Genomic DNA, 14,073 nt, shown 5'->3' with positions numbered 1-14,073 from the left:
CGGCGCCGAACGCCGGTAGGCAGTGTCCCCGGATCCGATCGATAGGGAGAATCCCCAATGTCCGTACTCCAGGACTACCTGGACCTGATCTCCGGGGTGGTGTGGGGGCCGTTCGTCCTCATCCCCCTCCTGCTGTTCACCGGTGTCTTCCTGACGGTGCGGCTGCGGCTGCTGCAGTTCCGCGTGCTCTTCCACGCCCTGTGGCTGGCGCTGTTCCGCCGCAAGGAGCGCCACGAGGTCGAGGGTGACATCTCCCACTACCAGGCGCTGAGCACGGCGCTGGCGGCCACTGTGGGCGTGGGCAACATCGCCGGCGCCGCGCTCGCCATCGGCGCCGGCGGTCCGGGAGCGCTGTTCTGGATGTGGGTGGTCGGCCTTGTCGGCATGGCCACCAAGTACAGCGAGGCCCTGCTGGGTGTGAAGTACCGCCGCCAGGACGCCCACGGCGAGCAGAGCGGCGGTCCGATGTTCTACCTGCGCCGCGGCCTGCCCGGCGGGCTGGGCCTGGTGCTGGGCGGGGCGTTCGCCGTGTTCGGCGCCGTCGCCTCCTTCGGCATCGGCAACGGCACCCAGGCCAACACCGTCGCCCAGCAGCTGAACAGCGTGTGGAACGTGCCCGACTGGGTCACGGGCCTCGTGCTGGTGATCCTCGCCGGCGCCGTCATCATCGGCGGCATCAAGAGCATCGGCCGCTTCGCCGCCGCGGTGGTGCCGGTCATGATCGTGCTCTACGTCGGCATCACGCTGCTGGTGCTGATCGTGCACATCGGCGAGCTTCCGTCCGCGCTCGCCCTGGTCTTCACCGAGGCCTTCACCGGCGCCTCGGCGACCGGCGGCCTGCTCGGCTCGGCGCTGCTGTTCGCCATCCAGCAGGGCGTGGCGCGCGGCATCTTCTCCAACGAGTCCGGCCTGGGCACCGGCGGTATCGCGGCCGCGTCCGCCAAGACCGACCAGCCCGTGCGCCAGGGCATGGTCTCGATGACCCAGACCTTCATCGACACCATCATCGTGGTGACCATGACCTGCATGGTCATCATCGTCACCGGCGCATGGAAGGCCCAGGACGCCGAGGACGGCTCGCTGCTGACCTCCCAGGCGATGTCGGACGGCCTGTCAACGCTGTCGCCGGCCCTGGCGCCGGTGGGCAGCTACAGCGTCGCCATCGCCGTGATGGTCTTCGCCTTCACTACCATCGTGGGCTGGTCCTACTACGGCGAGCGCTGCATCGACTTCCTCGTCGGGCGCAAGGGCGTGCTGCCGTTCCGGCTCGTGTTCGTCGCGGTGGTCTTCGTCGGCGCGACGGTCCCGCTGGACATCATCTGGGGCTTCAGCGACATCGCCAACGGCCTCATGGCCATCCCCAACCTCGTCGGGCTGCTGCTGCTGTCGGGCGTGGTGGTCGCCGAGACCAAGCGCTACTTCGACAACCCGAACTGGAAGGACCCCGAGGCGCCGATGCCCAAGGTCTACGACGCCTGACCGGGTGCGGCGGGGCGGGGCCGGTGCTCCGCCCCCCTGCACCGCGGCCGAAGGGGGCGCCCGCCGCGAGCGGCGGGCGCCCCCTTCGCGTGGCTGAACCTTCTTTCGCCGCCGGATGCGTTCCGGCGGCCCGGCGGCGCCCGGAGGCCCGCGCGCGGGAGTCGGCGGATGCGGCTCCCCGCCCGGCCCGAGGTCGGGCTATTCCGCTGGCAGAGCCTCCCGCATCGCCTTCGCGGTCGAGGCCGGGTCGTAGCCTTCGGCGACGCCTTCGACCAGGATGATGTCGCCCTCGATGTGCCGTGAGCGCAGCGGTGCGATCTCCCGGTAGGCGGGGGAGTCCCACCAGGCCCGCGCCTCGGCGATCCCGGGGAAGCCGATCACCACCACACTTCCGGGCCAGGCGCCCTCCTTCACCTCGTGCTGAGCGGCGTGCACGAGGAAGCGCCCGCCGTGGGGCTCGAACGTGGCGGTGATGCGCTCGATGTACTCGGCGATCTCCGGGTGCGGGGCGGCCTCGTGCAGGCGGGCGATGGCGTAGGCGGGCATGGGGTTCCTCCGGTCGGTCGGGCACCGTACACCGGCGATCGTGGCAGGGGGGAGGTGCGGCGTCGATTACCCGGGAGGTAAGGCTCCGAAGCGCCGCCCGGACCACGTCCTCCCCGCCGGCGCGACGGGCACGCTGTGCGCCCGCCGCCGACCGCCCGCGGGACGGGGCGCGACGCCGGAGTCAGGCCTCCGAGCCCCACCAGCGGTGGAAGTGGTGCACCGGTCCCTTGCCGCGGCCGGCGTCCAGCTCGTCGGCGTGGCGCAGCGCCTCGGTGAGGTAGTCCTTGGCGTCGCGCACCGCCTCGGAGTAGCTGCGCCGCTGCGGGCGCAGCGCCGCGATCGCCGAGGACAGCGTGCAGCCCGTCCCGTGCGTGTTGCGGGTGGGAATGCGCTCGGCCGAGAACGTCTCGGTCAGGCCGTCGGGCGTGACCAGGAGGTCGGTGCTGCTCTGCCCGCTGAGGTGGCCGCCCTTGAGCAGCACCCGCTTGGCGCCCAGCTCCAGCAGCCGCTCGGCCTGCTCCCGCATGGAGGACAGGTCGCGGCGCTCGTTCTCGCCGAGCAGCTCGGCCGCCTCCGGCAGGTTGGGGGTGACCAGGTCGGCGCGCGGCAGCAGGTCGGCGCGCACCGCCGCGATCGCCTCGGGGGCGAGCAGCCGGTCGCCGCTCTTGGCCACCATTACCGGGTCCACCACCACGTTCGGCGGAGCGTAGGTGTCCAGGGCCTTCACCACCGCCCCGATCACCCCGGCGCTGCCCAGCATGCCGATCTTGACGGCGTCCACCTGCGCGTCGGTCAGCAGCGTGTCGAGCTGGCGGGTGACGAACTCCGCAGGAACCTCCTGCACCGCGGTCACGCCCACGGTCGACTGGGCGGTGAGCGCGGTGACGACGCTCATGCCGTAGCCGCCGAGGGCCGAGAACGTCTTCAGATCCGCCTGGATGCCGGCCCCGCCGCTGGGGTCGCTGCCGGCGATGGACAGGATGTTGCAGGTCCTCACATGCGTTCCTTCGCTGCTCCGGGCCGGTCGCGGGCCGAGTCGACGCACCGCAGCGGGTCCGCGCGCAGCGCGGGCCGGCGGACGGCGGCCGAGGGCACGCCGGACGGCACGCCCTCACCCGAGTAGTACCCGCCGGCGCGCGCCCGCACATTCCGCGTTCACGGCGAAAAGGCTCCGAACGGATCACGGCGCCCGCGGTCCGGCGCAGGCCGCGGGCCCTCAGCGCCGCTCGGCGGGTCCGCCAGCGTGCACCGCCGGGCCCTGCTCGCCGGGAGGGCCGTCGGGGCCCCGGCGGGCGTGTACGGCGCGCTCGGCGAGCATCACGGCCGCGACGACGGCGAACCCGGCCGCCATGAGCGCGGCCGTCACCCAGACGTCGCCCTCGGGCGCCAGCAGCGTGCGGTCCTGGTCCTGCCAGGGCCACAGCGCGCGCAGCGAGCCGGCCATCAGACCGGTCAGCACCACCAGCGTCAGGTGGTGGTAGCGGTCCAGGAGCAGCTGCAGCAGCTTGACGAAGAACGCCAGCCCGATGATCGCGCCGATCAGGAACGTGCCGAGGTAGCCGAGGTCGCGGTCGTGGACGGCGCCCATGGTCGAGGTGTAGAGGCCGATGGTCAGCAGGATGAACGATCCCGAGACCCCGGGGAGCACCAGCGCGCAGATCGCCACCGCGGCGGCCGCCATGACGACCAGCGGGTTGGGGTCCACGTGGGCCGCCGGGAGCCCGGTCAGCACGAACGCGCCGGCGGCCGCCGCCAGCGCCAGCAGGTAGTGCCCGGCCTTCCAGCTGCGGCCCGAACCCCGGTAGGGCACCCACAGCGAGGCCAGCACCAGGCCGAAGAAGAACGCGTAGGAGCGCTGCTGCTCCCGCTCGACCAGCGGGGCCAGGAACGTCGCCGCCACCGCTGCGGCGCAGACCATGCCGATCAGCACCGCGATCACGGCGCCCCAGTCGGCCTTGGCGAACTCGCCGCGGGCGCGCTGCAGCCCGCGCCCTTTGACCAGGTCCACGGCGGCCGTGCGCACGCCGCTGACGGCGTGTCCGGCCGAGGTGATGAGGGTTTCGTAGATCCCGACGATCAGGGCGATGGTGCCGCCGCTGACCCCGGGTACCACTTCGGCCGTGCCGATCAGTGCGCCGCGGACACCGTTGACTATGTGCGTACCGACTGTCTTGGCCATGACTCCGGTTTCGTCTGGTCGGATAGCGGTTGGTTCGAGGGGGCGCCCGACCGCGAACGGCGCGGCCGGGGCCGGTGTTGGAGAGTGCTTCGAGTCTAGGGTCCGCCGGCGGCGCCGGCGGCGCTCGGCGGCCGCGGGACCGTCCGGGGACCCGGCCCGGGGAGCGGGTGACCGGGGCGGGGTGGGTGCCGAAGGCGGCGGAGCGCGTTTCGCGCGTCACCGGTCGCAGCGGGCGGAGCTACTTCCCGATCAGCATGCTGGCCAGGAACTCCACCAGCAGGGGGGCGAGGATCAGGGTGACGACGCCGATGACCACGGACACCACCAGCCGCGTCCAGCCGAGCCGCCCCGGACCGGCGGCCGAACTCAGGCCCGGCTGGGCCATCGCCGCCGGCATCGCGGCGCCGGACGGCCGCCGGGCGGGGCCCGGATTCGTGCCGACCTCGGCGAGCGCGCCCGAGACGTCGAGCTGGGTGGGGGTGAGGTCCTCGGTGCCCGAGCCGTTGACCACGCGCTCCAGCGCCGAGTCCAGGTCGCCGTCGCCCAGCCGGTGGTCGGGGTCGGGCTGCAGCATGCCGTTGAGCACGGGTCTCAGGGCCCCCGCGCGCTGCGGAGGGTCGGGCGGGTCCTCCAGCGGCGCGGTCAGCCGGGAGGCGTTGGTCGCGCGCTCGAAGGCCGAGCGCCCTTCCACCGCGAAGTAGAGGGTCGCGCCCAGCGACCACACGTCGGCGGCCGGCGACTTGACGCCGTGGCGCAGGCGCTCGGGCGCGACGTAGCCGGGCGATCCGGGCAGCCGGCCGGTCAGCGTGAGCTTGTCCTCGGAGTCGGAGACGGCGATGCCGAAGTCGGACAGCATCGCGCGCCCGTCGGGCAGCAGCATGACGTTGGCGGGCTTGACGTCGCGGTGGACCACACCGTGCCGGTGCGCCGTGTCGAGCGCCGCGAAGAGCTGGCGGCCGATCTCGGCCGTGCGGCGCGGCGGGAGCGGGCCCTCCTCGGCCACCACCCGGTCCAACCCGCGCCCGGAGACCAGTTCCATCACGATCCAGGGGCGCTCGTCCTCCTGAATGACGTCGTGGATGGTGACGATGCCCGGATGGGTGCTCAGCCCGGCGCAGATCCGGGCCTCGCGCATGGTCCTGGCCAGCAGCTCCTCCCGCTTCTCCGGGGCCAGTTCGGGGGAGGCCCGCATCTCCTTGATCGCCACCTCGCGGTGCAGGAGCCCGTCCGCGGCGCGCCAGACGGTGCCCATGCCGCCGTGGCCGATCGGCTCGATCAGCCGATAGCGGTCGGCGAGAATGCGGGGGGCCATGTCCACAGACCATAGCGGTAGGCGGCGCCGCTGTGGACGGCCCGGCCGTCACCGGTTGGACACGGTTCGCGAAGCGCGATGCGGGGCGTGTGCGCGCCGCCGCACCGCGGTCAGCGGCCCCCGTCCGGCCGCGGCGCCCCGAGCGGGGAGGGGGAGTCGGTACCCACCAGGCCGGCCGCCCAGCGGTAGTCCTGCTTGCCGACGGCCGTGCGGCGCACGCGGTCGACGAGGTGCACGCTGCGGGGGACCTTGAACCCGGCGAGGTGCCGGCGGCAGTGCCGGCGCAGTCCGTGCGCGTCGAGGGCGCCCTGCGCAACCGGGGCCACGATCGCGGCGACCCGGCGGCCCAGAACGTCGTCCGGCGCTCCCACCACGATCGCGTCGGCCACCCCGGGGTGCGCCTTGACCACGGACTCCACCTCCTCGGCGAACACCTTCTCGCCGCCGGTGTTGATGACGGCCGAGCCCCGGCCCAGGAGGGTGACGCCGCCGTCCGCGGCGACGGTGCCGAAGTCGCCGGAGAGCACCCAGCGGCGGCCGTCGGGGTCGACGGGGAAGGTGCGCGCCGTCGCCTCGGGGTCGCCGTAGTAGCCCAGGGGAATGCGCCCGGTGCGGGCGATGCGCCCGATGCGGTCCGACCCCGGGGGAAGCGGCCGCAGCCGCTCGTCGAGCACCGCCACACTCGCGCCCACCGTGAAGGGCGCCTCGTCGACGCCGCCGGCCGCACCGCAGACCCCGGTCTCGGAGCCGCCATAGCTGTCGTTGATCACGATCGCCGGGCGCCACGCGCGCCACATCCGCCGGACGGCGGGAGTGAGCGGAGTGCCGCCGGAGGTGAGAACGGCCAGTTCCGGGCAGCGCTCGGGCTCCCCGGCCAGGCGGCGGGCCAGCGGGCGGGCCATCGCGTCGCCGACGACCTGCACGGTGTGCACCCGCTCGGCTTCGGCCAGCCGCACGACCCGGTCGGCGTCGAAGCCCGCATCTGAGGAGAGCACGACGGTGCCGCCGGCGAATAGTGCGGAGAGCGCGTTCCACTGCCCGGCGGCGTGCATCAGCGGCCCCAGCACCAGCAGCCGCGCGGGAGAGCGGTCCCGGGCGCGCTGGGCGACCTCCTCGGGGCCCGAGGCGCGCGGATGGCCGCGCCCGCGCCGCTCCAGGGCGGCGCGGAACAGGTCGGCCTGGCTCCACAGCACGCCCTTGGGCCGGCCGGTGGTGCCTCCCGTGTAGAGGAGGTAGCGGGCGTCGTCGACGGCGTCGCGGTCGGCGACGGCCACGGACGCGGACGGGGCGGCGGCGAGCGCGTCGGCGTAGTCGGCGGCGCCGGGCGCCCCGACACCCCGCTCCTCCCGGAAGCAGGGCGGGCCGCCGTCGTCGACGAGGACGGTGTGGCGCAGCGCGGGCAGTCGCGAGCCGCCCTCCAGCAGCCGGGCGGCGTGCGCCCGTTCGGCGATCAGGGCCGTTGCGCCGGAGTCGGCCATCACCTGCTCGAGCTCGGTGCGGATGTAGCGCTGGTTGAGGTTGACCGGGACCGCGCCCGCGCGGAGCACGCCGAAGAACGCCTCCAGCCACTCGATGCTGTTGCCGCCCAGGATCGCCACGTGCGACCCCGGCGCGGTGCCCGATGCGGCGAGATGCGCCGCCAGCCGGTCGGCGTGCTCGTCGAGCCGGGCGTAGGTGCGGCTCCGCGAGCCGTCGGTGAGCGCCGTGCGCTCCGGCACGGCCGCGGCGACCGCGCGCAGCAGCCCGGCGAGCGTGAGGCGCCGGTCGCCGTCGCGGCGGGCGTCGGCCCGGCCGCGCCCGCCCTGAGCGGTCGCGGTGCGGCGGGCCCGTGCGATGCGCTTGGCCGTCTCCTTCATGGGTCCCCCAGCGGCGGTCTACCCGAGAAATGCCGGAGCGACCGATGATGCCTCTATGGGGCGAATCACAGCAGGCCGGGGGTGCGCTAAGGCGATTCTTACGGGTCCGTCAGCAGCGGGCGGCGCACCCGGGTGCGTCCCGCGCGCCGGGCACGAAGGGCCGTTTCTCCGGCGCGCTGCGCTGGGCGCGGGGCGCTGCGGATGGGGGCCGGTGCCGCTCTCGCACGGCCGCGGAAGAAGCCAGGGGCCCCTGCCGACTGACGAGAACGCGGCGGGACCGGCGCTGCGGCGCCGCCCAGGACGACAGCGACCCGTCGAACACGCCCGGGACGCGCTCCGCGAGGGTGCCGCCCCCTCCCGCCGCGCTGCGGCGCCGGACGCGCACCAGCGGCCACCGGCGGCTCAGGCGTACCGGATCGGGCGCTTCGCCCCGACAGCGAACGGGTATCCACTGAGCGGCAATCGATCAAGGGTGATCGGAGGAACCTGGATGAGCGAGACCCGCGCTCTGGGACCGCAGGAGACCGGTGGCGACCCCGCCGGAACCGCCTACTCGACCGCCGAACACATCAGGCTGGCCGAGACCCATTCCGCACACAACTACGCCCCCCTGCCCGTCGTCGTCGCGGAAGGCGACGGCGCATGGGTGACCGACGTCGAGGGGCGCCGCTACCTCGACTGCCTGGCCGGCTACTCGGCCGTGAACTTCGGGCACCGCAACCCCGAGCTCGTCGCCGCCGCCCGACAGCAGCTGGAACGCGTCACGCTGACCAGCCGCGCCTTCTACCACGACCGGTTCGCGCCCTTCGTCACCGCGCTGGCCGGCCTCGCCGGCAAGGGCCGGGTGCTGCCGATGAACTCCGGCGCCGAAGCGGTGGAGACCGCCGTCAAGGTCTCCCGCCGCTGGGCCTACGACGTCAAGGGGGTCCCCCCGGACCAGGCCACCATCGTCGTCGCCGGCGGCAACTTCCACGGCCGCACCACCACCATCGTCTCCTTCTCCGACGACCCCGACGCCTACGGCGGCTACGGGCCCTACACCCCCGGGTTCCGCACCGTCCCCTACGGCGACGCCGACGCGGCCGCCGAGGCGGTCGACTCCACCACCGCGGCGATCCTGGTCGAGCCCGTGCAGGGCGAGGCCGGCGTGATCGTGCCGCCGCCCGACTACCTGCCCCGGCTGCGCGAGCTGTGCGACCGCAACCGCGTGCTGCTGATCGCCGACGAGGTCCAGTCGGGCCTGGGGCGCACCGGCACCGTGCGGGCCTGCGAGCACACGGGAGTCGTTCCCGACGCCTACCTCTTCGGCAAGGCGCTGGGCGGCGGCATCCTGCCGGTCTCGGCGATGGTCGCCGACGAGGACGTGCTGGGGGTCGTCAAACCCGGCCAGCACGGCAGCACCTTCGGCGGCAACCCCATGGCCTGCGCCCTGGGCAGCACCGTGGTGCGTATGCTGCGCGACGGCCCCTACCTGGACAACGCGCGGCGGCTGGGCGAGCTGCTGCGCACCCGGCTGAAGGAGTTCGAGGGCCGGGGAGCCGTCTCCACCCGGTGCATCGGCCTGTGGGCGGGCATCGACGTGGCACCCGAGCTGGCCACCGGCCGGCGGATGTGCGAGCTGCTGGCCGAACGGGGGGTGCTGGTCAAGGACACCCACGGCTCCACGATCCGGCTGTCGCCCCCGCTGGTGGTCTCCGAGGACGACCTCGACTGGGGCCTGGACCAGATCTCGGCGGTGCTGACCGAGCTGGGGGCCGACGCCTGAGCCGACCGCCGCCCGCTGCGGCGCGCACGCTCACCCGTTAGGGGCTTCCCGCCGACCGTGCGGTCGGCGGGAAGCCCCGCGCCGCGCTCAGACGGGGCGGGCTCAGTCCAACTCGCCCGCCAGGACCTCCGGCTCGGCGCTGTCCAGGGTCGCCTGCGCCGCGTAGAGCGCGCGGTCCGGTCCCTCCTCCAGCTGGCTCAGGATCCGCTTGGTGAAGGCGCGGTGCCCGCGTGCGTTGGGGTGGAAGGTGCCGTGGTCGACCTGGACGCCCTGGGCGAACCCGCCCAGCAGGACGCCGTTGAGCCAGGGCTCGTCGGCGCCCACCTCGTGGCCCTTGAGCGCGCTGAACATGCGCACGTACTCCACGCTGCCGGTCTGGCGCTCCTCCACGATCTCCGAGTCCAGCCCGGCGACCTTCTCGCGCACCCGGGTGCTGAACTCCTTGAGCTTGCCGTTGAGCCACTCCTGGTCGTCGGGGGCCAGGGTGTAGTACATGCCCGAGGGGTCGGTGGGGAAGAGCCGCGGATAGCCCACGACCAGGATGCGCGCGTCGGGGGCCCGCTCGCGGATCTCGCCGACGATGTCCTCCAGGGTGTCGTCGAACACGCGCATCCGCTTCTCGATCTCCTCCTCCTGGTCGCGGCAGGCGGTGGACTCCATCAGCGGGACACGCACCATGCACCCCCGCAGCACGCTGGTGAACCCGAGGTCGTTGCCGCCGATGCCGATGGTGACCAGCGAGGTGTGCGCGGTCACCCGCCCGATCTGGGAGTCGCGTTCGCCCACCGACTCCAGCATCGACGCGCCCCGCTGGCGGCTGCAGGCGAAGAACCCGAGCTCCCCCGCGAAGTCGAAGGAGTCGGCCACGCGCCGGGGGTAGGCGTTGGCCGAGCGCCGGCAGCCGCCCTCGCCGGCCGTGCCCGGCGCGTAGTCGCCCGCGCCCTCGCCCGAGGAGTAGGAGTCGCCCAGCGCGATGTAGTTGCCCCACGAGGCGGCCTCCCGCGGCGTGAGGCGCTGCCGCCAGCCCGAGGCCCCGTCGTGGTCGCGCCGCGGGTCCTCCAGCCGGGTGCAGCCCTCGCCGGTGGCGTCGCACCAGGCGGCCCGCAGGCCTTCGCGGGTGACCGGGACCACCAGCACGGCGACGCACACCAGCACGAGGGCCGCGGCCGTCGCGCCGACGATCCGTGCGCGACGGCTGATCTCGGGGATGCGCACCGCTCCTTCTGCCTCCCGTTCCCGGCGCTTGCGCCCGCCGCCGGAGCCCTGTGCGCCCGGCGCCGCGGACCGGCGTCCACTGCACGAAGGCTACCCGCGCCGCCGGCGCCCTCAGCGGAAGCCGGCGACCGGTCCCGTCGAGGGCGCACCGCGGGGGCGGGACGCCACCACCGCCTCCAGCGCGCGGTCCACCTGCGCGCCGGTGAGGTCGGCGCGCGCCGTCAGCCGCAGCCGGGCCCGGCCGTCGGGCACCGACGGAGGCCGGAAGCAGCCCACCGCCACGCCCGCCGCGCGGCACCGCTCGGCCCACGCGACCGCCTCCTCGCGGGACCCGGCGAGCACCGATACCACGGCCGCGTCCGGCACCGTCGCGGCCAACCCGGCCGCGCGCAGCTCGGCCGACAGCCGCCGCGCCGTTCCGCGCAGCCGGCGCGGGCGCGCGGGGTCGGCCCGCAGCAGCCGCAGCGCCGCCGGCGCGGACCAGGCGGCGGGCGCGGAGGGACCGGTGTCGAAGACGAAGGTGCGCGCGGTCTCGACGAGGTGCCGGACCAGGGTGCGCGGCCCCAGCACCGCGCCGCCCTGGGCGCCCAGTGCCTTGGACAGCGTCACCGCCGCCGCGACTCCCGGCGCCCCGCGCAGTCCGGCGGCGCTCAGCGCCCCCGTTCCGCCCTCGCCGACCACCCCGAGGCCGTGCGCGTCGTCGAGAAGCAGCGCGGCGCCGTCCGCGGCGCAGGCGCGCGCCAGGCCGGCGACGTCGGTCAGGTCACCGTCCACGGAGAACACCGTGTCGCTGAGCAGCGTCCGGTGCTCCCGCGCGCAGCCGGCCAGCGCCGCCCGCGCGGCGCCGGTGTCGCCGTGGTCGAACAGCAGGATCTGCGCGCCCGCCGCCTTGGCCAGGCGCGCGGCGTCGATGAGGGAGGCGTGGTTGCCGCGGTCGCACACCAGCGCCGCCGATCCGCCGGCCACCGCCGTGACCAGGCCCAGGTTCGCGGTGTAGCCCGAGGAGAACACCAGGGCCGCCTCGGCCCCGTAGAAGTCCGCCAGCTCCTCCTCCAGTTCGCGGTGCAGCAGCGTGTCGCCGGTGACCAGGCGCGAGCCGGTGGCGCCCGCGCCCCAGCGCCGCGCCGCGGCGGCCGCGGCGCCGGTCACGGCGGGGTGGCGCGCGAAGCCGAGGTAGTCGTTGCCGGCCAGGTCCACCGCGCCGGGGACCGTGTCGGGGCTGCGCGGGCGCAGCCGCCGGGTCAGCCCCGCCGCGGCGCGCTCGGCCGCGGCCGCGGCCAGCCGGTCGAAGGGATCGTGCTCGCCCATGCCGTCCTCGTCGTCGGTCTCCAGGTCGCCCGCCCCGGGGGGTCGCTCCGCGGCGCCGGGCCCCGCCGCGACGCCGTTGGCGCGGTGGCCGGGTCGCGCGAAGCGGCCCCGCCGGGGCGCGCCCCTCCCTGCACGGGCCCGGCCGGCTGCCGGGCCCGTGCCGGGCCCCGCCCAATGTCACACGCGCGTCCGGCCGCGGCACCTGCGGAAACCCACAAGGAACCGCCGCCGGAATCTGGGCGGACCGCCATTCCCGCGGCCGGTCCCGATCGGCAGCATGGCCCGGTATGACCGACGCCGTCCCAGCGCCCGCCGCGCCCCCGCCCCCGTCCGCGACCGCCGCGGCCTTCGCCGGACTCGACTGGATCGGGCGGGTCGACCGCGAGCACCTGTGGCACCCCTACTCCGCGATCGGCCCCGGCGACGCGCCCCGCGTCGTCCTGGGCGGGTCGGGGGCGCGGCTGCGCCTGGCCGACCCGGACAGCGGCGCCGAGCACGACGTGGTGGACGGCATGTCGTCGTGGTGGTCGGCGATCCACGGCTACGCCCACCCCGTCCTCGACGAGGCGCTGCGCGCCCAGGCCGGCTCCTTCAGCCACGTCATGTTCGGCGGGCTCACCCACGAACCCGCGGCGCGGCTCGCCGCCGCCCTGGTCGAGACGACCCCCGAGCCGCTCCGGCACGTCTTCCTGGCCGACTCCGGATCCGTGTCGGTGGAGGTGGCGCTGAAGATGTGCCTGCAGTACTGGCGCTCGGCGGGCCGGCCCGCCAAGCGGCGCGTACTCACCTGGCGCGGCGGCTACCACGGCGACACCTTCCACGCCATGTCGGTGTGCGACCCCGACGGCGGCATGCACGCGCTGTGGGGCGACGTGCTGCCCCGCCAGGTCTTCGCCGAGCAGCCGCCGCCCGGGTTCGCCGCCGAGCCCGACCCCGCCTACACCGCCCGCCTCGAAGCGCTGGTCGCCGAACACGCCGAGGAACTGGCCGCCGTCATCGTCGAGCCGGTCGTCCAAGGGGCCGGCGGCATGCGCTTCCACAGCCCCGGCTACCTCGCCGAGCTGCGCCGCATCACCGAGCGCCACGGCGTGCTGCTGGTCTTCGACGAGATCGCCACCGGGTTCGGCCGCACCGGCGAGCTGTTCGCCGCCGATCACGCCGGTGTCGCTCCCGACGTGATGTGCCTGGGCAAGGCGCTGACCGGCGGATACCTCACCCTGGCGGCCACCCTGTGCACAACGGAGGTGGCCCAGGGCATCGGCCGCGGCGAGGTGCCGGTCCTGGCGCACGGACCCACCTTCATGGCCAACCCGCTGGCCTGCGCGGTCGCCGCGGCCTCGATCGGGCTGCTCCGCGGCGGCGACTGGCGCGCCCGCGTCGCGCGCATCGCCCGCGAGCTGGAGGCCGGACTCGCGCCCGCGCGAAGCCTGCCCGGCGTCGCCGACGTGCGCGTGCTCGGCGCCATCGGCGTCGTCCAGCTCGACCGCCCCGTCGACGTCCGCGCCGCCACGGCCGCGGCGCTCGGCGCCGGGGTGTGGCTGCGGCCCTTCCGCGACATGATCTACACCATGCCGCCCTACGTCTGCGGCCCCGAGGACACCGCACGCATCGCCGAGGGCGTGCTCGCCGCCGCCCGGGCCTGCACCGCGGTGCGGCGGCGGTGATCCTCGTCGTCGCCGGCACCGGAACGGGGGTGGGCAAGACCGCCGTCACGGCGGCCGTCGCCGCGCTGCACCCGGGCCGGGCCGCGGCACTCAAGCCCGCCCAGACCGGCGCGGTACCCGGCGAGGCGGGCGACGCCGACGAGGTGGCGCGCCTGGCCCCCGGTACCGCGGTGTGCGAGCTGGCCCGCTACCCCGACCCGCTGGCCCCCGCCACCGCCGCCCGCCGCGCCCGCCGCGTCGGCGGGCGCGCCGCCGAGGCGGCACACGCCGCACGGGCGCTCGCCCGCGAGAACCCCCTGGTGCTCGTCGAGGGCGCGGGCGGGCCGCTGGTGCGGCTGCACGAGAACGGCGACACCCTCGCCGACCTCGCCGCCGAGCTGGACGCACCGGTGCTGCTGGTGACCCGCGCGGGGCTGGGCACCCTCAACGACACCGCCGCGGCCGCCGAGGCGCTCGCCGCCCGCGGCCTGGCGTGCGTCGGCACGGTAATCGGCAGCTGGCCCGCCCGGCCCGGCCTCGCCGCCCGCTGCAACCTGGCCGACCTGCCGGAGACCTCCGGCCTGCCGCTGCTGGGCGCACTGCCCGAAGGGGCCGCGCGGCTGTGCCCCCGCGCGTTCGCCGACACCGCGGCCGCCTCGCTCACACCCCGCCTGGGCGGACGGTGTGGGGCGCCCCCACCACCCCGCCCGCGTGTCACCTGCGGCGTCTGTTGTTAGATGATGGGCGTCACACCCGCCGGCCGGACCCGC

At 75.3% G+C, this 14,073-nt stretch carries 11 protein-coding genes; 4 read left to right on the top strand and 7 right to left on the bottom strand.

The window, feature by feature from the left end:
- The first annotated feature begins 57 nt into the window (after positions 1-57).
- A complete protein-coding gene (locus ABEA15_RS06440) occupies positions 58-1,479 on the top strand; it encodes an alanine/glycine:cation symporter family protein (RefSeq protein WP_345555852.1) in 1,422 nt (473 codons plus the stop codon).
- A 198-nt stretch (positions 1,480-1,677) separates the two neighbouring features.
- Here the strand turns inward: ABEA15_RS06440 and ABEA15_RS06435 are convergent, their stop codons facing one another.
- The 5 genes from ABEA15_RS06435 to ABEA15_RS06415 form a co-directional block, all read right to left on the bottom strand.
- Entirely contained in the window at positions 1,678-2,025 is a 348-nt protein-coding gene (locus tag ABEA15_RS06435; RefSeq protein ID WP_344143284.1) for a DUF1330 domain-containing protein, read from the bottom strand.
- A 181-nt stretch (positions 2,026-2,206) separates the two neighbouring features.
- Positions 2,207-3,022: a bifunctional hydroxymethylpyrimidine kinase/phosphomethylpyrimidine kinase gene (thiD, locus tag ABEA15_RS06430; RefSeq protein ID WP_345555851.1), complete on the bottom strand. Its 816-nt coding sequence runs from the start codon at positions 3,020-3,022 to the stop codon at positions 2,207-2,209.
- A gap of 219 nt (positions 3,023-3,241) precedes the next feature.
- On the bottom strand, positions 3,242-4,204 hold the full coding sequence (locus ABEA15_RS06425; RefSeq protein WP_345555850.1) for a DUF368 domain-containing protein: 963 nt from the start codon (positions 4,202-4,204) through the stop codon (positions 3,242-3,244).
- Positions 4,205-4,442: 238 nt separating this feature from the next.
- On the bottom strand, positions 4,443-5,516 hold the full coding sequence (locus ABEA15_RS06420) for a serine/threonine-protein kinase (RefSeq protein WP_345555849.1): 1,074 nt from the start codon (positions 5,514-5,516) through the stop codon (positions 4,443-4,445).
- Between the two features lie 110 nt (positions 5,517-5,626).
- Complete coding sequence (locus ABEA15_RS06415) at positions 5,627-7,372, bottom strand: AMP-binding protein (RefSeq protein ID WP_345555848.1); 1,746 nt, start codon at positions 7,370-7,372, stop codon at positions 5,627-5,629.
- Positions 7,373-7,862: 490 nt separating this feature from the next.
- On the opposite strand from ABEA15_RS06415, the gene rocD reads away from it, so the two are divergent.
- Positions 7,863-9,137 (top strand): ornithine--oxo-acid transaminase, encoded by a 1,275-nt coding sequence (rocD, locus tag ABEA15_RS06410; RefSeq protein WP_345555847.1) that lies wholly within the window; start codon positions 7,863-7,865, stop codon positions 9,135-9,137.
- A 102-nt stretch (positions 9,138-9,239) separates the two neighbouring features.
- On the opposite strand, the gene ABEA15_RS06405 is transcribed toward rocD, so the two are convergent.
- Entirely contained in the window at positions 9,240-10,352 is a 1,113-nt protein-coding gene (locus ABEA15_RS06405) for an SGNH/GDSL hydrolase family protein (RefSeq protein WP_345555846.1), read from the bottom strand.
- 111 nt (positions 10,353-10,463) lie between these two features.
- Positions 10,464-11,660: an aminotransferase class I/II-fold pyridoxal phosphate-dependent enzyme gene (locus ABEA15_RS06400; protein ID WP_345555845.1), complete on the bottom strand. Its 1,197-nt coding sequence runs from the start codon at positions 11,658-11,660 to the stop codon at positions 10,464-10,466.
- A gap of 287 nt (positions 11,661-11,947) precedes the next feature.
- On the opposite strand from ABEA15_RS06400, the gene ABEA15_RS06395 reads away from it, so the two are divergent.
- Complete coding sequence (locus ABEA15_RS06395) at positions 11,948-13,324, top strand: adenosylmethionine--8-amino-7-oxononanoate transaminase (protein ID WP_345555844.1); 1,377 nt, start codon at positions 11,948-11,950, stop codon at positions 13,322-13,324.
- The gene (gene bioD, locus ABEA15_RS06390) at positions 13,324-14,040 is read left to right on the top strand and encodes an ATP-dependent dethiobiotin synthetase BioD (RefSeq protein WP_345555900.1); all 717 of its coding nucleotides are present in this window, start codon (positions 13,324-13,326) and stop codon (positions 14,038-14,040) included. Before ABEA15_RS06395 ends, bioD begins: the two co-directional genes overlap by 1 nt.
- Positions 14,041-14,073 lie beyond the last annotated feature (33 nt).

Origin of the sequence: Streptomonospora halophila, from assembly GCF_039542725.1 — a bacterium.
Taxonomy (GTDB): domain Bacteria; phylum Actinomycetota; class Actinomycetes; order Streptosporangiales; family Streptosporangiaceae; genus Streptomonospora; species Streptomonospora halophila.
This window is presented reverse-complemented; position numbering and strand designations above follow the sequence as displayed.